Annotated in this window: 20 protein-coding genes; 18 read left to right on the top strand and 2 right to left on the bottom strand. The window is 43.8% G+C overall.

Translation table 11 applies throughout. The features are described from left to right. The first annotated feature begins 66 nt into the window (after positions 1–66). Entirely contained in the window at positions 67–357 is a 291-nt protein-coding gene (locus tag AAV35_RS02575) for a DUF4282 domain-containing protein (protein ID WP_008590709.1), read from the top strand. A 768-nt stretch (positions 358–1125) separates the two neighbouring features. Here the strand turns inward: AAV35_RS02575 and AAV35_RS14680 are convergent. Next, complete coding sequence (locus AAV35_RS14680; RefSeq protein ID WP_040609479.1) at positions 1126–1359, bottom strand: helix-turn-helix transcriptional regulator; 234 nt, start codon at positions 1357–1359, stop codon at positions 1126–1128. A 440-nt stretch (positions 1360–1799) separates the two neighbouring features. On the opposite strand from AAV35_RS14680, the gene AAV35_RS02590 reads away from it, so the two are divergent. From AAV35_RS02590 to AAV35_RS02655, 14 genes are all read left to right on the top strand, one after another. Next, positions 1800–3194: an alanine/glycine:cation symporter family protein gene (locus AAV35_RS02590; RefSeq protein ID WP_008590714.1), complete on the top strand. Its 1395-nt coding sequence runs from the start codon at positions 1800–1802 to the stop codon at positions 3192–3194. 179 nt (positions 3195–3373) lie between these two features. Further along, the gene (locus AAV35_RS02595) at positions 3374–4327 is read left to right on the top strand and encodes a glycosyltransferase family 2 protein (protein WP_169819454.1); all 954 of its coding nucleotides are present in this window, start codon (positions 3374–3376) and stop codon (positions 4325–4327) included. Positions 4328–4416: 89 nt separating this feature from the next. Then, positions 4417–5343, top strand: a complete 927-nt coding sequence (locus AAV35_RS02600; protein WP_008590719.1) for a GNAT family N-acetyltransferase — start codon at positions 4417–4419, stop codon at positions 5341–5343. Between the two features lie 14 nt (positions 5344–5357). Beyond that, on the top strand, positions 5358–6323 hold the full coding sequence (locus AAV35_RS02605; protein WP_008590721.1) for a serine hydrolase domain-containing protein: 966 nt from the start codon (positions 5358–5360) through the stop codon (positions 6321–6323). Positions 6324–6411: 88 nt separating this feature from the next. Continuing rightward, on the top strand, positions 6412–7893 hold the full coding sequence (gene nagZ, locus AAV35_RS02610) for a beta-N-acetylhexosaminidase (RefSeq protein ID WP_008590724.1): 1482 nt from the start codon (positions 6412–6414) through the stop codon (positions 7891–7893). A 12-nt stretch (positions 7894–7905) separates the two neighbouring features. Continuing rightward, complete coding sequence (locus AAV35_RS02615) at positions 7906–9204, top strand: ABC transporter substrate-binding protein (protein WP_008590725.1); 1299 nt, start codon at positions 7906–7908, stop codon at positions 9202–9204. Between the two features lie 144 nt (positions 9205–9348). Continuing rightward, positions 9349–10215 carry a carbohydrate ABC transporter permease gene (locus AAV35_RS02620; protein ID WP_008590727.1) on the top strand — a complete coding sequence of 289 codons (867 nt, stop codon included), beginning with the start codon at positions 9349–9351 and terminating at the stop codon, positions 10213–10215. A gap of 10 nt (positions 10216–10225) precedes the next feature. Next, the gene (locus AAV35_RS02625; protein WP_008590728.1) at positions 10226–11077 is read left to right on the top strand and encodes a carbohydrate ABC transporter permease; all 852 of its coding nucleotides are present in this window, start codon (positions 10226–10228) and stop codon (positions 11075–11077) included. After that, a complete protein-coding gene (locus tag AAV35_RS02630) occupies positions 11074–12228 on the top strand; it encodes an exo-beta-N-acetylmuramidase NamZ family protein (protein ID WP_008590729.1) in 1155 nt (384 codons plus the stop codon). Before AAV35_RS02625 ends, AAV35_RS02630 begins: the two co-directional genes overlap by 4 nt. A 15-nt stretch (positions 12229–12243) precedes the next feature. Then, positions 12244–13128, top strand: a complete 885-nt coding sequence (gene murQ, locus AAV35_RS02635) for an N-acetylmuramic acid 6-phosphate etherase (protein WP_008590732.1) — start codon at positions 12244–12246, stop codon at positions 13126–13128. Continuing rightward, entirely contained in the window at positions 13125–14081 is a 957-nt protein-coding gene (locus tag AAV35_RS02640) for an N-acetylglucosamine kinase (protein WP_008590734.1), read from the top strand. Before murQ ends, AAV35_RS02640 begins: the two co-directional genes overlap by 4 nt. After that, the gene (locus AAV35_RS02645) at positions 14057–14908 is read left to right on the top strand and encodes a MurR/RpiR family transcriptional regulator (RefSeq protein ID WP_008590736.1); all 852 of its coding nucleotides are present in this window, start codon (positions 14057–14059) and stop codon (positions 14906–14908) included. Before AAV35_RS02640 ends, AAV35_RS02645 begins: the two co-directional genes overlap by 25 nt. A gap of 242 nt (positions 14909–15150) precedes the next feature. Then, positions 15151–15945, top strand: a complete 795-nt coding sequence (locus tag AAV35_RS02650; RefSeq protein WP_008590738.1) for a mechanosensitive ion channel family protein — start codon at positions 15151–15153, stop codon at positions 15943–15945. 150 nt (positions 15946–16095) lie between these two features. After that, positions 16096–18111, top strand: a complete 2016-nt coding sequence (locus AAV35_RS02655; protein WP_008590741.1) for an acyltransferase family protein — start codon at positions 16096–16098, stop codon at positions 18109–18111. A 41-nt stretch (positions 18112–18152) separates the two neighbouring features. Here AAV35_RS02655 and AAV35_RS02660 read toward each other — a convergent pair whose 3' ends face one another. Then, positions 18153–18713 (bottom strand): DUF6241 domain-containing protein, encoded by a 561-nt coding sequence (locus AAV35_RS02660; protein ID WP_008590743.1) that lies wholly within the window; start codon positions 18711–18713, stop codon positions 18153–18155. 173 nt (positions 18714–18886) lie between these two features. On the opposite strand from AAV35_RS02660, the gene AAV35_RS02665 reads away from it, so the two are divergent. The 3 genes from AAV35_RS02665 (at position 18887) to AAV35_RS02675 (ending at position 21727) form a co-directional block, all read left to right on the top strand. Further along, complete coding sequence (locus AAV35_RS02665; RefSeq protein WP_008590745.1) at positions 18887–20263, top strand: outer membrane protein assembly factor BamB family protein; 1377 nt, start codon at positions 18887–18889, stop codon at positions 20261–20263. A 64-nt stretch (positions 20264–20327) separates the two neighbouring features. Then, positions 20328–21107, top strand: coding sequence for a 3'(2'),5'-bisphosphate nucleotidase CysQ (cysQ, locus tag AAV35_RS02670; RefSeq protein WP_008590747.1), 780 nt, complete (start codon positions 20328–20330; stop codon positions 21105–21107). Positions 21108–21160: 53 nt separating this feature from the next. Then, a complete protein-coding gene (locus AAV35_RS02675; protein WP_008590748.1) occupies positions 21161–21727 on the top strand; it encodes a YdcF family protein in 567 nt (188 codons plus the stop codon). Positions 21728–21773 lie beyond the last annotated feature (46 nt).

Here is a 21773-nt window from a genome sequence, read left to right on the forward strand (position 1 = left end):
TTGTTTATCTATCTAGATTTTAAAACCAATACAAGAATTTTTGATCAGTAAAGGAGGAGTAAGTAAATGAAAAATTTCTTGGATTTCAATAAAATGATTACTCCCTCAATCATAAAGATTATTTTTATTATCGGGGTAGTCATTTCTGTGCTAATGGGAATATCACTCATAGGAGCTGGGTTAGATAATCCTTACGGTGGTAGCGGAAGTGTGTTCATGGGGCTTTTAACGATTGTTATCGGTCCTCTTGTAACAAGAGTTTATTGTGAAATTATAATTGTGGTCTTCAAAATGCACGAATCACTCCATGATATTAACAGTAAAATAAAAGTGCAGGAAGACGATAGGGATATGTAAAGTAACATCAAATACGGGAAGCAATAGTAAATAATCATTTAGGCTATTAAGTCTCCTCAACAATTTAATTCTCATTTTTGTCTCGGCGCAATACGCGGTTGAGAGAAATGAGAATTAAAGTTTTAGGGAGTTTATATTTTAAAATATCTGAATGTTCTGTTATTAAAATAAGCAATAAGAAATTAGTTTGTATTTAGCAAGAGAAATTTTCCGATTATAGAGCCGATAATCATACCGAAATATGTAGATGTAGTTTTATGAAGACGGAGGAAAACGAACAGTACTCAGTCCTGGTGGTGGGAAGACATTCACCTTAGTCTAGTTAGTTACAGCCAGTTCGTCGAAAGTTACAACGTCATTTTTGTATTTAGAATTACATAAAAGTTGAATCAATTAATTTGTGAAAAGGTCACGGTTATCCGAAATTATGCGACGAAGTATGGTGGCGAGCACTTTGTTCAAATCTTTCCCTTCGACCTGGTAAGGCATATGATAGAAGACTGACCGGGCGTAGAAATAATTCTCTCCCAGAACTTCAATATCGATGAATGTGTCGGCCAGGGGAAAGCGGAGGTAACGTTTTTTAGTGAAGATGAGAATCACCTTTTTCTATTAGGATGGATGTTGCAAAGGGGAGGGGAAGAGGAGGGTGCTATTTGTAAGAAACGAATAAGATCGGAGATGAAAGCTATTCCCTGGTTTTTCATGCTGTTTGTAACTGAAAGGGCTTTATGGCAGGAAATTGTAAGGCAGCTGGGACCTCAGAATTTATGAGCCGCTTCTGCCCGTATTTCTTACGAGAGCTTCCGGCTTTGTATCCAAGGCTTCCGCAATTTGATAAAACAATAGTATGGAAGCATTTACCTCCCCGCGTTCAATCTTCCCTATGTATGAGCGGGAAATTCCGGCTTCCCACCCCAACGTTTCCTGCGACATGTTTCTTTCTATTCGTAAGAGTCTTATGTTTTGTCCTAGTTTTTGCAGAGGAGTTAAATTAGTCATAGTTTTATATTCTTATGGAGGTTCAATTTATACTACGTTCTCACAGGAGCATTTTGTAATAATATGTAAAACGAACTCTTTTTAATAGAAAATTTCAGTCAAATAGAGATTAATAGCTGCAGTCAGTATTTTTGAGGTCCATCCCTTTCGCTTCTTTTATAAAAGTGAATCATCCCTTTTTTACAGTTCCGTGGGAAAATCGAAAACGTTCATCGGTTTTACAGTAGCTTATTTCTAAGCATCTCCCTTTAGGTATTTTCGTTTCATGAAAGTGTATGAGTAACAAGTAGATCTTATTCGCTATCCAAATTGACAGACAATGGAATTTAACATAAGATTGAATAAATTTCATTGGACGGATTATTGATTTCCAGTGTAATTTTTACATACGAATTGTAAGCGATTACTTAATTACGGGTAACCGACTGGGGAGGGCCAGCATGGAACAATTCACGGAAATCATCGCAAAAGTTACCGAAATCGTATGGGGTTTGCCTATGATTATTTTACTGCTGGGCGGCGGGGTCTTTTTGACATTGAAGCTCGGATTCTTTCAGTTCAGGCATCTGCCGCATATTCTCGGTGAAACACTTGGAAAGATGTTCAAAAAAAGTGATCATCCAGGCTCGGTGTCTCCTTTCCAGGCGACGACAAGTGCTCTTGCGGCGACGATGGGAGCGGCGAACATCGTCGGGGTACCGGTGGCGATTGCTCTCGGGGGGCCGGGATCGATTTTTTGGATGTGGATTGTCGCTCTGATCGGTATGGCTACGAAATATTCGGAAGTCGTCCTCGGTATCCGGTACCGGGAGACGAACGAGAAGAATGAGTACGTCGGCGGCCCGATGTACTACATTCGGAAAGGGCTTGGCTGGAAGAAGGTCGCGTATTTTTTTGCGTTCGCCCTTATGCTTGAAATTATCGCAAGTACGATGGTCCAGGCGAACTCCGTGGCGGAGACAATTAACGGATCGTTCGGCATCTCCCCGCTATGGACCGGGCTCGTCGTTATGCTTCTCGTCGGCATGGTAATTATCGGCGGCATTAAGCTTATCGGAAAAGTGACGGAAAAACTGATTCCGGTTATGATTCTCGCTTACATAACAGGTGTACTTACAATTCTTATCATCAACATCAGTGAAGTGCCGCAGGCCTTTCTGCTGATTTTTGAATACGCTTTCCAGCCGATTTCCGCTGCGGGAGGATTCCTCGGGGCCGGGGTAGCTGCAGCTATACGCTGGGGGCTGGCACGCGGTCTGTACTCTAACGAAGCGGGGATGGGGACCGCTCCGATCGCCCACTCGGCTGCGAAAAACGATCACCCGGCCAGACAGGGGTTCTGGGGGGTGTTCGAAGTCATTATGGATACGCTCGTCGTCTGTACGATGACCGCTATGGCTGTTCTTACGACGGGTGCCTGGAAGGAAGTCGGTCCGGACAGCGCCGCCGACATGGTGCCGACGGCTTTCGCTACGATATTCGGCTCCTCTCTCGCAGGAAGCATCATCTCTCTTATTCTGTTTTTCTTCGTTATTACTACTGTGCTGATTATCGTCTACTACGGGGAGAAGCAGGCGGAGTTTCTGTTCGGCCGTAAGTTCTCTCTCTTCATGCGCTACGTCTATCTTGTGGCTATCGTTCTCGGTGCTATAGGCGGGCTGAAGTTCATCTGGCAGTTCCTCGATCTGCTGCTGGCAATGATTGTCATCCCTAACATGATCGCCGTCGTATTTTTAAGTAAGCAGGTGAAGTCGATTACGGATGATTACTTCAAGAACTACTTGCATGGAGAGAGTGAGAGTAAGTATAGAGGAAATGGAGAACATCAGGAGTAAGATTTAGGCAGGGCCTTTGCTTTACTCCTCTTTTTATATTTCATTAAAACAGTTCCTGGCAGGAATTGTTTTTTATTTTGTTGTTTTGTTTCTTATAATGAATTAGAATGGATTATAGAGAATGAAATTTCATATAGACCGCCACGATTGATTAGTTAAAAGGGAGAGGGTGCATGTTGGTGAAATTATCAATTATCGTCCCCCACTTTAATTCCTCCGGATCCCTGGAGCGACTGCTTGCCTCAATCCCTGCCCGCCATTCACTGGAAGTGATTGTTGTGGATGACCATAGTGCCCCCGATGAAAAAGCGAAGCTGGAAGTGCTGCGCGATAAGTTTTATAAACATCGTCTTTCTTTTTTTACAAACGCAGCTGATAAGAAAAGTGCCGGGGCTGCAAGAAACGAAGGTCTGTATTACGCATCGGGTCAGTGGGTTCTGTTCGCTGATGCGGACGATTACTTTCTGGACGGTTTTTATGAAAAGGTGAGTGCTTTTTTTGAAAGTGCGTACGACATCGTATATTTCACTCCGATAAGTGTGTATAACGGTACTGACGAACAGGCGGACAGACATGTGAAATATGAGGTTCTTGTAAAGAATTACCTGAAGGAAAAGAACCGTCTAGCTGAACTGAAATTGAGGTATCAGTTCGAGGTACCGTGGTCGAAGCTGTTTCGCCGTTCGCTGATTATGAGGAACTATATTAAGTTTGACGAACTCATGTATGCCAACGACGTCCTTTTTTCCGTGAAGACGGGCTACTATGCGCAGGAAATATATGCTTCCGACGAACAAATCTACTGTGCGACGAAAGACAGCGGCAGTTTGACCACTGTCGTAACGGAGAAATCGTTTGATACCAGGTGCCACGTTTTCCTGAGGGAACATTATTTTCTGAAAGACCACTTATCAAAAGCGGAGTTTGAAATCATTGAACCGAACGGACGTTACTACCTGCTGGGGGCGCGGAAGTTCGGTATACGTAAAGTGTGGAAAGTGTATAGAGCGTTAAGGAAACAGAAAGTGAAAATCCTTACGCGACGTATGCTTAATCCGTGGTGGTTCAAAGACAGGTATAGAAAGGTGAAAAAGGAAGAAACGGAGTTAGAAAGATTTAAGGATTTTAAATAGAAATCAGGTTAAAGTTAAAATGTAAGTGTAAATTTGATTTTAGAAGTGGTGGATTATTTTTTGTCTTAATTTATGAAAGGAGTACATTTATGCACTATATTCATTGGGAAAAAGCTGATTCGACAATTGTTACATCATTATGGAATAAAAATATCGGGGAAACATTTCCAATGAGAAACCATCTTATGCGACAGAACAGTTTCAATCATTCTCAAGTGATAAAAAATGCTTCCTGGCTGGCTCTTAATGAGAATAATGAATTGGTAGGTTTCATAGTAGGGAAATCATCTGGCAGGGATGGATGGATTCAGATGATTATGGTTGATGAAGAATACAGACATGAAGGTATCGGCAAAGAACTACTGAAGTTATCAGAAGAAGGATTAAAAGAAAACGGAGTAAATAATATAGCACTTGGGAAAGACAGATACCACTACTTTCCAGGAGTGCCTGCAAATTTGCAAGATTTACAGAGGTTGGTGAAGAAATCTGGCTATGAATCTGACGGTTTTGAGTATGATATGTTAGGAGACTTCTCTGCAGGGGTGAGTATACCGACCTTGCCTGCTGGTGTAACGTGTGAATTGCTTCCCTTTAAACAAAAGAATGCTCTACTTGAGTTTCTACAAATTAACTTTCCAGGGCGTTGGGTCGAAGAAGCGGAGGATTATTTTATAGAAGGAGGACAAGGTAGAGAATTTCTTATAATGAAAGATGGTGGTAAAATCATCGGATTTGCTCGTATTAACGATGAGAAGTCTCCTGTGATTTTTCAGAATACTTATTGGACTCCGCTTTTTGATAAAAAGGTGGGAGGAATAGGGCCTCTTGGTATTGTAGCAGAAGAAAGAGGAAATGGTTATGGGGAGAAACTGGTACAGGCAGCTATGGCTTTTCTCTCTGAAAGGGGCATTCAGAAAATCATCATAGACTGGACTACCCTCGTCTCGTTTTATAAACGTTTGGGTTTTGTTCCCTGGCGTAAGTATAATACCTACAGCAAAAATGTTGAGTAAAGGAGAGGAGCCTATTGAGAAAGATTATAGAACAGTATATACAGGAAGAGAAGATTCCCGGAGCCAGGTTATATGTGATTGGCGAAAACGGAAAAATATTCGACGAAACTATAGGTCACCGAGCTCTTTATCCGAGAAAGCTTCCAATGACGCAAGACACGATTTTCGATCTTGCCTCTTTAACAAAAGTAATAGTAACTACTCCGTTGATACTTCAGTTAGTTGATGACAGAGAAATTACATTTAAAGATAAAGTTTCATATTTTATACCGGAGTTCAGTGAGGGCGATAAATCCCGAATTTCGGTGGAACATTTGCTTACTCATACTTCAGGGTTGCCTGCACATCGGGCTTACTTTAAATATCTTAATAGCAAGAAGGAAGTTGTACAAGCTGTAATTAAAGAACCGCTAGTCTATTCACCGGGCGAGAAAATGGTTTACAGTGACATCGGCTTCATTTTGCTAGGACATCTAATTGAACAGATTACAGGTACGTCACTTCAGCAACTAGCAAAAAAGAAGCTTTTCATTCCTTTGGGAATGGCCGAAACTTCGTTTTCGCCGGAAGTTTCTAAAGATTGTGTTGCTGCTACAGAAGCGGGCAAAAGTGGTATTGTACACGATGAAAACGCAGAAGCTATGGGAGGCGCAGCTGGCCATGCAGGGTTATTTTCAAGTATGGAGGACGTAGTGGCATGGACGACTATGTGGAATAACGATGGTGTATTCAATCGTCAAGAAATCATTTCTTCTACTTTGATTCAGAAAATAGTAAAAGAAAAGAGAGAAGGACGTGGTATGGGGTGGGAAGTGGACAATCTTGGGTATGGGCACACAGGATTTACTGGAACGAGTATTCGTTTCGAAAAAAATTGGACAGCTGTGTTGCTTACGAATCGCATACACGCAGGAAGAGATACTCCTATATTAGAGATGAGGAAAAAGCTATACGAGGAAATACGCGCGTCTTTAATGTAATAATATTTCGAAAATTTAATTGACTTATGAAATATAATTTATTAAAATATGAATTAACATTCACTGGGAGGTGAGAGGAGGACAAACGGTGACAATTGAGAAAAATAATTGGACATTGGAAGAGAAAATTGGACAGCTTTTTTGTATAGGGTTTGACGGAGAAGAAATGAACGAAGCTGTGCTTACTATGATTAGAGAGAAACATGTGGGAAACGTTATACTGTTTTCAAGAAATATTACATCCGCTGATCAGGTGAGAAAACTCACCGACTCTTTGAAGGAAGAAGGGAGTCGAAAGTCACCTTTATTCGTAGCTATTGATCAGGAGAATGGAATTGTCAACCGGATACCGAGGGATGAAGCGAATTTTCCAGGTGCTCGGGCGCTGGGTTACATCGGGGATACACAATTTACAAAAGAAATCAGTGTTGCTACGGCATCGTTGTTGAGAGAGTTTGGTATTGATATGAATTTGGCGCCAGTTCTGGATGTTAATAGCAATCGAAGCAACCCAGTCATTGGTCTTCGGGCTTTTGGTGAGGATAAACACACGGTAATGGAACACGGAGTTGCTTTTATGGAGGGGCACGAAAGTCAGGGTGTAGTGGCTTGTGCGAAGCATTTCCCAGGCCACGGTGATACATCGACTGATTCACACTTGGGGATACCGGTGGTAGATAAGTCTTATTCAGATTTATTAAAGACAGACATACCTCCCTTCAGAAAAGTGATAGTCGAAGGATGTTCTGCACTAATAATCAGCCACGTTATATATCCGGCGCTCGGGGAAGAAAAATTACCGGCAACTTTGTCACCAAAAGTGATCAATGAATTTTTGAGGGAGACTCTTGGATTTGATGGTGTAGTCGTAACCGATTGCCTTGAAATGAAAGCGGTTTCTGATAACGACACTCCCAAAGCCGCTGTACAGGCGTTTTTGGCTGGCGCGGATATAATGGTTATTTCCCATACTTTTGAAAAACAAAAACAGGCGATTGAATTGTTGCTTCAAAAGGTCCAGCAAGGAGAAATAACGGAAGCACGCATTAATGAAAGCTTTCGAAGAGTCATGGAAATGAAGAGCAACTATTCTGTACTTAAACGATCTGAAGTAGAAAAAGATAAAGAGAAGTTAGAAGAGGAAGCGTATAGTCGTTCATTGTTCATAAATGTACCTCAGGGTTTTATTCCTGCAAAAAGAAATAACCATGTGCATGTTCTCCGTTATCTGAAAAGTCAGGGAAGTAAAGCTGAAGATCAAAATGATCAGCACTTGTATTTTGCTGCTTCAAAAGTAACAGTGACAGAAAGCATTAGTTCTGAGAGGGTTGCAGAAGATGCGGACGTTACCATACTTGTAACAGATGCAGGTTATGACGATGAGACGGCACAAAAGTTAATTTCGACACTTTCGAAAAAAGAAAAACCGCTCCTCGTTATAGCTATAAGAACTCCATACATACTTGATAATCTACCAGATACAATTGGAGCGGTTGCCACTTTCAATCCTTCTCCCAATCATGTGGAGAGGGTGTTTAGAGAAGTAGTACAAAAAATTTTTGATTATTGAGAGGAGAATTTGATGAAGAAGCTAATTAAGCTTGGTCTTGTACTCGCACTGGTTCTTATTACCGCGGCCTGCAGCCAGGGCGCTAATTCAGAAAACAACAGTGAAAGCACGGAAGGGTCGGAAGATAAGAATACGACTATTGAGTTTTGGACAATGCAGCTGAAGCCGACATTCACAGATTATATTCAAGGGGTTATCGATGATTTCGAAAAGGAAAATCCTAATATTACAGTGGAGTGGCTTGATGTTCCTGCAGCTGATCTCGATAAGAAGATTCTATCGTCAGTAAGTTCAAACACTGCACCGGATGTTGTGAACCTTAACCCCACGTTTGCTTCTCAACTAGCCTCTATGGACGCTCTGGTAAATATGGACGAAGAATTGAGCGATAAAGAGCAGGAGAGCTATGTAGAAGGAGCCTGGGAGGCGAATCAGTTAAACGGGGAAACTTTTGCTATGCCATGGTATCTTTCCACAGAAGTTACACTTAATAATTCTATGATTTACGAAGAAGCTGGACTTGATATCGAAAATGCTCCGGAAACGTATGAAGAGGCCCGAGAAATGACAGAAACAATTATGAACGAAACGGATAAGTACGGTTATTTTCCTTCTATGGATCTTTCCCTTGTGCTTCAGCACATGGTGAAAATGGGTGTTGATCTTACAAATGAAGATATGAGTAAAGCTGCTTTCAACACGGAAGATGGCCTGAAAGCATTCGAATATTTCACTGAAATGTATCAAAATGACATGATGCCGGCTGAAGCTCTTACAGGAGATCAGCGTGAATCGATTGATATGTATCAGGCTGGGCAGACTACATTCTTTGCAGGAAGTCAATTTATCTCCCAAATCGAAGAAAATGCTCCTGAAATTTATGAAAATACGGTGCCATCTCAAGCTATTACTGGAAAATCCGGTAAGAAGTCAATCAGCGTACAAAACGTCGTTGTTCCTTCTCAAACGAAGAACAAAGATGCTGCTGTGAAGTTCGGGAAGTTTTTAACGAATGCAGAAAATCAACTTGCCTTCACAAAGCTAACACCGATTCTCCCTTCCGCCAAAGAAGCGCTTGAAGATCCTTACTTTACCGAAAAGCCGGAGGATGCCACTCCGAAGGATATGGTCCGTCTTGTCTCTGCCTCTCAACTCGATGAAGCAGAACTACTTGTACCGCCTATGGACAACTACAATGAACTGCGTCAGTCGATGTTTGATGCAATTTCGGCTTCTATGCTTGGAGAAATGGAACCTCAGAAAGCGCTCGACAAAGCTGAAAAAGAATGGAATGAAATTTTGTCTCAATAAGAAACGGAGAGGGGGCGGTTTCCGTCCCTTTCTTATTTTCAATAACTAAAGATTCAGAAAGCGAATTATATACAAATAAGAATAAAAACACTACATAACGGATGATGCCGCGTAACTACAATAACAAGGAGAGGTGGGTGACTTGTGAAAAATAAGAAATGGACTCCTTACTTATTTCTGCTCCCTGGAAGTGCGATCTTATTACTGTTTATTTTTTATCCAATGCTTCAGGCAATCTGGCTAAGTTTCACCCAATACAACATGGTAACAGAGGCCAGTTTCATAGGCACAGAAAACTACGAAGAGCTGTTCAACGATGAACTGTTCTGGAATGCTCTTAAAAATACAATTATTTATCTCGTTGTAGTGGTCCCTGCTCTAGTCGTTGTGCCAATATTTCTGGCCGTTCTAGTGAACCAGAGGTTAAAAGGAATAGGAATTTTCCGTTCTATTTATTATATACCTGTAGTCACTTCGTTAGTTGTAGCTGGGATAGCCTGGGATTGGGTATATAAGGAAAACGGTCTGTTGAACTATTTACTGGATATTCTTGGAGTTATATCAGAGCCGATAGGGTGGCTTACATCGACGAACACAGCAATTTTTGCAGTTATGGTGGTGACTGTTTGGAAAGGACTTGGCTACTATATGATTATCTATTTAGCAGGGCTTCAGTCCATCCCGGAAGATTTGTATGAAGCAGCAGAAATTGATGGGGCGAACTGGTGGCAAAAAATCACCAAGGTTACCATCCCGATGCTTCTTCCCTTTGTGCTTATCGTTTCTATTATGTCCTCCATTGCAGCTATGAAAGTATTCGAGGAGATTTATGTTATGACAGGTGGAGGCCCCCTCCACAGTTCTGAGACGCTCGTGTTCTACATTTATCAGCAAGCCTTCGACAATCTGAATATGGGATATGCAAGTGCTGCAGGGGTAATTCTCTTCTTAATAACGCTTGTCTTTTCCCTTATTAATCTGAAGATACTTGGTAAAGATAATAAAGCTTAGGAGGGGCAAAATGGCTAAATATAATAAAAAGAAAAAAAAACACCCGATTCTACGAAAAATCGGTCAGTATTCACTTCTTATATTAGTTACTATTTTCATGATTGGGCCATTTTTATGGTTACTCGCCACCGCCCTCAAATCAGGAAATGAGAATATTTTTCAGTATCCTCCCACATTTATTCCGAGTGACCCAACATTTTCGAACTTTGGGAAAGTGTTGGAAACCTTTCCGTTTTTTCGATATTTGTTCAATAGCATAGTGGTTGGCTTTCTTACGGTATTCCTGAACGTATTGTTCTGTTCGTTGGCGGCTTACCCGCTTGCACGAATGAAATTTCGAGGTTCGAAGACTATTTTCATTCTTATTATCAGCACGATGATGATTCCTTTTCAGCTGTTGATGATTCCAGTATATATTATTTCTTTAAATCTTGGTTTGCAGAATACATACCTGGGAATGGTACTGCCACATATCACTACTGCTTTTGGAGTATTTCTCATGCGCCAGGCGTTCTTAACGATCCCGGAAGAGTTGGACGAATCTGCCCGTATGGATGGAGCTAACAGTTTTCAAATCTGGTGGAGGATACTTATGCCGCTGGCCAAACCATCCATGGTTACTCTGATGATTTTCACTTTCGTGTCAGCATGGGGAGACTTCCTATGGCCGCTTATTATTATTAATGATCAAAGCATGTACACTTTACCTCTCGGGCTCAACATGTTATCAGGAACATTCACTTCTGATTGGCGATTGATAGCGGCTGGAACGATTCTTTCTATGCTGCCGATTTTAATTGTATTTTTATTATTGCAGAAATTCTTTATTGGAGGAGCAATGAAAGGAGCGGTGAAAGGGTGAAAGATTTTAAACTCGGGTCTGAAGTGTTTTTGGAAAAAGAGTGGAAAAACTATTCCGGAATGCGCCTTGGTCTTTTGACGAATGCAACTGGAGTGGATCATGAACTTGTTTCTACTATCGACCGGTTCTATAATCATTCTGAACTTTCGCTGACTACGTTGTTTTCACCCGAACATGGAATACGGGGCACCGAAGAAGCTGGTCAAAAAATCAAAGATACGACAGACATTAAAACTGGCCTTCCTGTTTACAGTCTTTATTCTGGCAAAGGAATAATAGAACCATCGCTGTTCGAAGAAATCGATGTTTTATTCTGTGATTTACAAGATATTGGAGTGCGCTACTTCACCTTTATCTATACTTTGGCAGATATTATGAAAATATCTGCAGAAGCTGATATCAGGGTAGTTGTATTGGATCGTCCAAATCCTATCGGGGACAAAGTAGAGGGTAACAGAGTAAAAGAAACATTCAACTCATTCGTTGGAGCTTACACCTTACCTGTCAGACACGGGATGACTATCGGAGAGATAGCCAACTTTTTGCAAGGAGAGTTCCATAATAGTTGTATGCTCACCGTAGTTCCTATGGAAGGTTGGGAAAGGAGCAGTTATTTCGATGAACTGGATATGCCGTGGGTGCCCCCTACTCCGAATGCTACTGGGGTAGAAATGGCTCTCTTGTACGGTGGTACGTGTTTACTGGAAGGGACAAACATCTCAGAAGGCCGGGGGACAACCGCTCCATTTCGTCTGATGGGCGCCCCTTTTATTGATGGGGAAGAACTTGCAGAACGATTGCGAAGAGAAAAATGGAACGGAGTAGGTATACGCCCAACATCATTTAAACCCTGTATGAGCAAACATAGAGGTAAGACTTGTGGAGGAGTGGAGTTGCATGTGACGGACCGGGATACATTTGAAGCTTTTCGTACGGGTAGCGAAATTTTGAAGATTATTGTAGAACTCTATCCCGGGAAAGTTGAGTTCTTAAAAAATGACGACTTTGGGGGCGCGTATTTCCTTGATCTGCTTTTTGGGAATGATAAACTTCGTCTTCAATTAAGCGAGGGAAAGCCGGTTCCGCTTGTTGAAGAAAAACCTGGTATCTCATTCAGTAAGGTGAGAGAGCCCTACTTATTATACGTGTAAAGAGGAGAGATTATAATGGAGAAACTTGATGAGAAAACACCAGAAGAATTATTAAAGTTGATGAACCGGAAAGATAAAACTGTGCCGGAAATGGTAGAAGAACAGATTCCTTTTATCAAATCAGTTATTGATCAAACAGTTAACACTATAAAGAATGGAGGTAGAGTATATTATATGGGCGCAGGCACGAGTGGCCGACTTGGTATTCTCGATGCATCTGAATGCCCTCCGACTTTTGGGGTGGAACCAGATTTGTTTACAGCTTTGATTGCGGGTGGAGACGAAGCAATTCAAGTAGCTGTAGAGGATGCGGAAGACGATACGTACAGGGGAAAACAAGAGACCTTGGAAAAATTGACAAGAAAAGATATTCTTATTGCAATTTCTGCCAGTGGTAACACACCATATGTGCTCGGAGGAATTGAAGGGGCGAAGGAAAATGGCGCAGCTACGGCTTGTGTAGTATGTGCAGAAAACTCGCGTATCGAACAAGAAGTAGTAACCCCGATAGTAATCCCTGTTGGTGAAGAGATGGTGCAAGGTTCCAGTCGATTAAAAGCAGGCACAGCACAAAAATTAGTGTTAAACATGATTTCTACAGTTTCAATGATTCAGCTAGGAAAAGTTTATGATAACTACATGGTGGACGTAAAAGCAACCAATCAAAAACTTCGTGAACGTGTTCTGCAAATTTTGATGAAGATAACTAACGAGACAGAAGAAAATTCGAGACAGGCACTGATTGACATGGAGGGAGATCTGAAAGTTGCTGTATTACATATACTCTTCTCTACAGATTATGAAACCGGAAAAAAATATTTAAATTATTACGAAGGCGATTTGAGAAAAACTATACACTTTTTGCGAGAAATGTCAGTATCAGAAAGAGAGATAGAATGAAAGTATTTGTGGGGGTAGACGGAGGAGGAACGAAAACAGAAGCTATTGCAGTGGACGGGACTGGTAAGAAAATAGGAGAAGTTAATAGTGGTCCTACAAATCCTAACGCTACACCGTACTGGAAAGAATCTCTTCGCTCGATTTCTCAACAGCTGGCTCTTCCTGAAAAAACTAACGTGCGTATTTTTGCCGGAATTTCGGGGGCCGGAACTTCGGAAACGAGAGAGGAGTTGATAGAAGCATTCAGAGAACTATTCAGTGCAGAAATTGAAGTAGAGCCTGATCCATTAAACATTCTTTACGGTGGTTTGTATGGTAGCGCAGGAATAGTCCAGATTTGTGGCACAGGTTCTATAACTTATGGGGTGAACGAAAAAGGTGATTATGGACGTATAGGCGGGTGGGGGTATTTACTTGGCGACAGAGGGAGTGGATATGAAATAGGAAGGCGCGGGCTGCTTGCAAGCATTGAAAGTGAAGAGGGTCTTGGTTTTCCTACAGTAATTACCGAGTACATATACAATAAGTTTCGAGGAAAAGACTGCAGAGAGATATTGCAAAAAATCTATTCCTCTACTGCTCCGAAAGAACTTGTTTCTCCACTAAGTAAAATCGTTATAAGAGCAGCTGAAGAAGGGGATAAGGTAGCCTTGAATATACTATACGAAGAAGCTCTTATGGTGTGTTCCTATATCTTTCGATTAGAAAAAGAGCTTTTTGCATTTAAGAAGCAACCAGTTATTTTAGCAGGAGGGGTGTTATCTACTAGCAATCCTTTTCAATTGATGGTGAAAAATGAATTGGATAGAAAAGGTATTAGTACTTTCCTCCCTGAGCATACTCCAGTAGAGGGCGCTTTAATAGGTGCTGTTCGAAAGGAAAATGGTATAATAAAGAAAAATGTTTTAGCAGCGATAGGAGGAAGAATATGGGGGCCACAACTGGAGGATTAACAATTCTGAAAGAGATGATGCCACGCCTTAGTCCTTCGGAACAAAAAATTGCTCGTTACATCTTAAATCACCCTTCAGAAATTATCGATTATACAGCAAAAACACTTGGAGAAAAAAGTCAAACAAGCAGCGCAGGTGTTATAAGGTTGTGTAAATCCATTGGATTCAAAGGGTTTCAGGAATTGAAAATCCGCGTAGCCGGAGATTTAAAAGAAGATGAAGAAGATCTAAGGGATATTGAACCAAAAGAAGACTACAAACACATTGTTACAAAAGCTACCTCGAATATTAATCAAACTATACGGGAAACGACAGATATTCTTGATATAAATAAAGTGAAACAAGCAGTAAAAGCATTAAGAAAAGCGAAATCTATTTTGTTTATAGGGTTTGGGGCTTCATATGTTGCTGCTATAGATGCTGAGCAGAAATTTGTCCGGATCAATAAAAATGCTCGCGCATTGGCCGACGTTCACATGGCAGCTACTTTTATCGCTAATAAAGGCCCTGGAGATGTAATAGTAGCAATATCTTTTTCTGGCGAAACGAAGGAAGTTATTCAATTGCTGGAATTGGCTGAGCAGAAAGGTGCTAAGATAATAAGTATTACGCAATATGGCAAAACTTCAGTTGGGCGGTTGGCTCATCATCACTTATATACTTCTGCTTCAAGGGAGGCTGTGTTCAGAAGCGGTGCCACCTCTTCGAGAATTGCACAATTGTATGTAATTGACATACTATTTATGTGTCTTGCGTCGGAAGAGTATGAGGAAACGATAGGACACTTAAATGAGACTAGAGCAGCAACAAATTTTCTGAACGAATAGTAAAATTAATGTATTTTACACTATTACGTTACTCATGAGGCTCTCTTAACCGGGAGTCCTCTTTTTAGTTTTGCACAAAAAAACCTGATTAAAATTAAGTAATAAATACTTTTCGTAACATTTCGTAAAGTCTGGATTCACTCTCGGGAATTTCCATATATTACGTTGTTCGCTGCCCGAAAAGAATGTAAGATAGGAATGGAATTTATAATTTATCCATTGTAGAAAGAGGAGGAATTTCCGTGGATTGGTTAGAAATCATTTTACCTATTGCAAAGAGTATAGCTCTTGCACTTATTGTACTGCTTGTAGGACTTGCAGTGATCAGAGTCATAACAAAATTCGTAGCTAAAGGGATTGATCGTTCGAAAATGGACGATACGCTGAAGCCGTTCCTTACTTCTATGGCGGGTACAATCCTGAAAATCCTGCTGGTGTTAACGGTCGTTCAGATTCTCGGCGTTGATATCACTTCGTTCGTCGCTATCATCGCAGCGGCCGGATTCGCTATCGGTCTTGCCTTCCAGGGGTCGCTTGCTAACTTCGCCGGTGGTGTTCTGCTGCTTACCCTCCGTCCGATCCGGGTCGGGGACTACGTGGAAGGCGGAGGATATGCAGGTACCGTACAGGGGATCAAGATTCTTTATACAGAGCTCGTCACTCCCGACAACAAAGTCATCTTCGTGCCGAACGCTTCGTTGTCCAACACCGGACTGACGAACTACAACGTCAAGGACACGAGACGTGTGGACTTTACGTTCGGAGCCGGCTATGAGACGAGCGCAGACTACGTCATCCAGTCTCTTACGGAAATCGTCAGTAAGCATCCTCTCGTTTTTCAGGACCCTGCTCCGTTCGTCCGAATCTCCGAGCACGGGGAGAGTGCTGTCGTCTATACGGTGCGCGTCTGGTCAAAGTCGGAGGACTACTGGACCGTACACTTCGATGTAATGGAAGATGTGAAGAAGTGGTTTGAAAATGATGAACTGTCCATCCCTTATCCGCAGATGGACGTCAACGTAAGTCAGAAGCAATAGGCCGTGACATCCGAATGGAGAGGAAGTGCCGTGGGCACTGCCTCTCTTTTTACGATTCATTGAAAAATTATACCAGTTGATGTATTATTACGTTGCATAATAACCGTTTACAGTGCTCGGAATATATTAAAGATAATGGAGAGGGTAACTATGGACAACATAGAAAACAGCAGCGACTTGAAAGCGCCGGAGAAGCGCTTCCGTCCTGAACTCGAAGGAGTGCGTGCAGTGGCCGCTCTTCTGGTGGCTATTTATCATATTTGGTTAGGCTCCGTGTCGGGGGGCGTAGATGTATTCTTTATCGTATCCGGCTATTTGATTACTACTTCGCTTCTATCCCGGATGGTGAAATACGGTCGCATTAATTTGGCGGAATATTTATTGGGCCTTGGCAAGCGTCTTTTCCCGGTCGCTTACGTAGTCATTATAACGGTCGCCCTGTTGTCCATCGTCATTATGCCGCTCTCCCAGTGGCCTCAGCTCATTTCGCACATGTTTTCTTCCGCTTTTTATTTTCAGAACTGGCAGCTGGCATTTAATGCGGTCGATTACCTGGCTCAGACCAATAACTCCAGCCCTTTCCAGCATTTTTGGGCACTGTCTCTGCAGGGGCAGTTTTATGTCACCTGGCCTTTAGTTATTTTTCTTAGTGTAATGCTGGCTAAAAAGCTGCTGAAGACGCCTGTCAGAAAGACGCTTCTCGGTGTGCTCGCCTTTATATTTATAGCTTCTATGTCCTACTCCATCTATATTACGGAAGTGAACCAGCCATGGGCTTATTTCGACACTTTCGCCCGGGCCTGGGAATTCAGTCTCGGCGGTATGCTGGCGCTCCTTCTTCCTTATCTGCGGTTACCGAAAAGCTTCAGTTTTGTCTTAGGATGGGCAGGGCTTGCGGTCATCTGCCTGACGGGTATTCTTGTGCCTGTTTCCACCATGTTTCCGGGATATGCTGCACTTTTACCTATATCCGGGGTCATTATGGTCATTCTGGCGGCAGAAACCGGTCACGGATTCGGGGTGGAAAAACTGCTCGGCTCCAAGCCTTTCATGTATTTCGGAGGGATTTCCTACGGGTTTTACCTGTGGCACTACCCGCTTCTGATTTTCTACTACAACTATTTCGGCACGGACACGATTCCATTTCAATGGGGAGTGCTGCTTCTCGTCGTCACGTTCTTGTTATCGGTAGTGTCAGTAAGACTGGTTGAGAATCCAATCCGCACCATTAACCTGAGAGAAGCGAAAAGGAAAGTCGCTGCCGTTCTCGTAGCGCTGGTCGTTCCGGTGCTGGTGGTATACTTTTCCTGGGACATTTACGCCTCACAGGCGAAAGATGATTTGAACGACGATTACAACCAGCAGGATTACCCGGGGGCTTTGGCGATTGATGAAGGAGTGGACGCGCCGGATGGAGTGGAGCCTATCCTCAATCCTCCCGGTTCAGAGAGCAACCTACCTGACTTCTACAGTGACAAAGACTGCTACACTGATCTCGAGGAGGAAGGCGTGAGCCACTGCTCCTACGGTCAGACCGAAAACCCGGACTATACGGTAGCTCTGGTGGGAGGTTCCCACACAGGCCACTGGTTCCCGGCGCTTGATCGTCTATCGGACGAGTTGAATATGCAGATAGATGTGTACAATAAGGACGGCTGCAGATTCACCACAGATGATTTCGGAGGTGCCATGAATGAATCGTGCATGGAATGGAACGAAAAAGTGATTGAACCTCTCCTGGAAGACCCGCCGGAAATGGTATTCGGTACGGCTACTGTAAATAACATGCAAAAAGTGCCTGAAGGATATATTGAACAGTGGGAGAAGCTGGACGGCGTAACCGAAGTGTTCGCCATCCGGGATAATCCGCGTATGGGAGAGAGGATCCCGGAATGTCTGGAAACGAAGTCTGAAGAGGAATGTTCGATTGAACGGGAAGGCTCATTACCGAAGACACCGCCGTGGGAAATAACAGAAGGTATTCCGGATAACGTGACTTTCGCCGATTTATCGGAGTACTTCTGTGACGAGGACACCTGTCACTCCGTAGTCGGAAACGTTATCGTTTATCGCGACGTGCACCATATCTCGAACCTTTATTCCTACACGCTGGCCGAACCGTTGAAGAAACCGTTGAAAGAAGCTCTGGAAAATTTGGATAAATAGAAAAAGAAGCCATAGCCGGCGATTCGGCTATGGCTTTTCTGTTACTGGGCAGAGTCGATGTATGCCTGTTCTTCCTCTTCGCTAAGGACGCCGGTCGCTTTCCCGACGTTTCCGCCCTGCATTTTCCATATAGTATTATGATGCTCATCGATATTACTGAAATTCCCGTTACTCCAGGCATTCAGTATGTTTTCATACTGATCCCCTTCACTGTATTCATTCCTCTTCACTTTATCGGAGAGCCAATTGATTCGCTCCTCGGTTATACGGTAAAAGCCCCACTTCTGTTCGGCCTGCACTTTCTGGTGGCTCATCTGGTGGATGTAATCCCGGATGGTCGATTCAGGGACAGTGTCAGCTTTCTTCTCATCCCCGAACGGATTCAGTTCCTCCTCGTCCGAGGATTCCTCGAACTTCTCCTCAGACAGTTCTTCGACTTCTTTCTCCTCTTCCTTTTTCTTCGGTTTCTCTTCTTGAGAATCGGACGGCTCCTCTTCTTTCGTTTCGGTGTTTTCCGTACCTGTTATGTAAAAGTAACCCCAGGTCCCCGCTCCGGCAAGGAGCAGAATACCAAGCGTCCACAGCATCGTTTTCTTGACCATAATAAAACCTCTCCTCTCCTTGCATTCCATCTACATGCTATCGATGATATACTTGGAGTTCAAGAGAGAAAAAGCAGGCAGGCCAATTATTTGTATACGTTTTCGCTACGGGGAGAAGGGTAAGTTTGGTAAGTATAATAAGAGAACGTCTATCCTAATGGAGGAGGTCACTGATGAAGAAACGAGTCCGTAATGTAATGTTATCCGCTTTATTTTTGACGGGGAGCCTGATGATGACCGAACAGGCATCTGCTGCGAAAGTCGGTCCGGAGGAGTGGACGGAGTACCGGATGAATTCCGAAAACAACCCCGTGTACAACAGCAGTTTCGACGAAGAGATACAGGATGTCATCGAAACGAACAACCAGATACGGTCGACTCCCGTGATTGTCGGTAACAATGCCTACATAGGAAATCACGAGTCCGGCGATCTTTACTCTTATAATCTGGTCGAGGGTACGATGAACTGGGAAGCAAAAGCTCCGAACTGGGTACACTCGGAAATGATTTATGCCGAAGATAATCTGTTCGTAGGTTTCGGAAACCGTTACTTTAAGAACGAAACGACGAGAGGTACGGAAGAAAGCGGAGTCCTTAGTCTCGATGCCGAAACGGGGGAGACCCGCTGGAAGTTTGAAACCGACGGAGAAGTGATGCCGACACCGGCTTTTCATGACGGGACGGTATACATTGTAGCCGGAGATCGACACCTGTATGCCGTGGATGCAGAGAGCGGGGAAGAAGAGTGGAACTTAGAACTCGGCCACGTGATGAGTATGTCCTCTCCGACGATTGAAGACGGGATGCTGTACGTAGGGGGAGGGGCGCCTACGCCTTACACATTCACAGCCGTCGATCTTGAAAAGGAAGAAATCAGCTGGCAGACGGAATTCCCGGAAGCTTATGCGGGTCTTGATGACGTACCGCCGGTCATTTATGAAGATTCCGTTATTACAACAGCCCTTGAGGGGGAAGAGGACGACAATCCCACCCACATGATCTACGCCATGAATACGGACAACGGAGAGATGAAATGGAAAGACAGCCTTGGCCAGGGGGAAATGGTGAAAAATAATAAGTCGGGAGCTCCGATGATCTATGAAGACCAGGTATTCGTGGCGAGTCCGATCACTAAATCCTATTACGCTTACAACGCGTCGGACGGAGAGAGGAACTGGAAGTACGAGGCGAACGTCAGTAAGGCGCCTCCGGTTGCGGAAAATGAGGTCGTGTACTTCACAGATAAAGAAGGGTTCGTGTACGCTTTCGATACCGAAACGTATGAGCTGCTCGGGAGTAAGGAACTCGGAGGAGTCCTGGCCCCCTCCGGCCCGGTACTGATGAACGGAACCCTGATTGTCGGGAGTCAGGACTCGAACGTGTACGCCCTTCCCACCAGTGACGTCAGAGGTTCCTCGGACGCTTCCTTTTTTTGGACGAGTCCGCTAGGAATAACTCTGTTCGCCGCGACGGCACTGCTCGCCGTGGTGCTTCTGTTCATATTAAGGAAAAGGACAGTCAGGAAAGATCCCCGGAGAGTAGGGAAGTAGAGGCCTCCGGCGGGGAATCATGTATAATAAACAATAAATTATAGTGAACTAGGGGGAGAAACATATGGAACAAGCGGTTGCAGCTGCTCTTAAGGCAGGTCAGGAAATTATGAAGATTTATGAAAGCGAAGACTTCGATGTCGAAACGAAAGAGGACGATTCACCGCTCACCCGGGCGGACCGTGCCGCTCATGGTATTATCGTGAAGAAACTGGAGGAGGGGGAGGACTCTCTTCCGATTCTGAGCGAAGAAGGAAGCTCCATTTCCTACGAGGAGCGTAAAGAGTGGGGAGAATTCTGGCTCGTCGATCCGCTGGACGGAACGAAGGAGTTTCTTAAGAAGAATGGAGAGTTCACGGTGAACATCGCGCGGATCAGAGACGGTAAGCCGGTATTCGGCGTCGTGTATGCTCCGGCTCTTGAGGACCTCTACGTAGCGGTCGAAGGGAAAGGAGCTTTTAAGCTCACTTCCGTCCTGCGTCCGGAGTGGGAGAAAAAAGCGACGGTTCTTCCTGCTCTCCCTGCAGCAGGAGATACGGCACGCATCGTCGCAAGCCGTTCGCACATGTCTGAGGATACGAAGGAGTTCATCGGGGATCTCGAAATGACGTACGATTCCGTCGAGACCGTCTCCGCCGGAAGCTCACTTAAATTCTGTCTGGTAGCGGAAGGGGTAGCCGACTACTATCCGCGCTATGCTCCGACGATGGAGTGGGACACGGCAGCCGGTCAGGCAATCGTCGAGCTTGCCGGCGGCTCCGTCGGTGTCGCCAATTCGATTCATTCGCTCACATACAACAAAGAGGATCTGCATAACCCGTGGTTCCTCGCCACACGAGGATAAGAACCGGCACTCCTTTACGGGGTGCCTTTTTTTACGATAAGGGGAGGTCTGTTATGCAAACGAAGAAAAAAGTGATCGCCGGTGTTCTTCTGTTATTTTCTCTGATTTTTTTGGCTGTCGTTATCATATTCACTGTACTCGGACGTGACTTTCTCGTTATCAAAGAAAAACCGAAGCCTTCCGAAGTGATATACGTGCTGGACGGAAGCCCCGGACGGGTGGAGCGTGGTCTCGCACTTTATAAGGAAAGATACGCGGGACGCCTCATCCTCTCCGGAGGCGTTCAGCCGGAGGATGCAGAAGCGTTCCCAGCACTGACCACGGCTGCCGTCACCGGTACTCCGGAAGCGGAAAGTACGTGGGAGGAAGCGAGGAATATGGAAAAGATAGTGAAAGAAGAAGAGATACGGACGCTGCTGGTCGTTACAGAAGACTACCACTCCAGAAGAACGAAAATTGTTTTTGATAAAGTGATCGGAAATGAAAATACAGACGTAAGCTATGCGACGGCAGATACCCCATTCGATCCCGAAAGCAAGCTGACGGAAGAGCAGCATCTGACCGCTTTCCGGGAGTACGTGAAACTGATGTTCTACCAGATCCGACTTATATTCGAATGAATGATGATTAAAGGGTTATGGCATCACATGGATAGTGGTATAATAG

The organism is Salimicrobium jeotgali (assembly GCF_001685435.2).
GTDB classification, from domain to species: domain Bacteria; phylum Bacillota; class Bacilli; order Bacillales; family Halobacillaceae; genus Salimicrobium; species Salimicrobium album.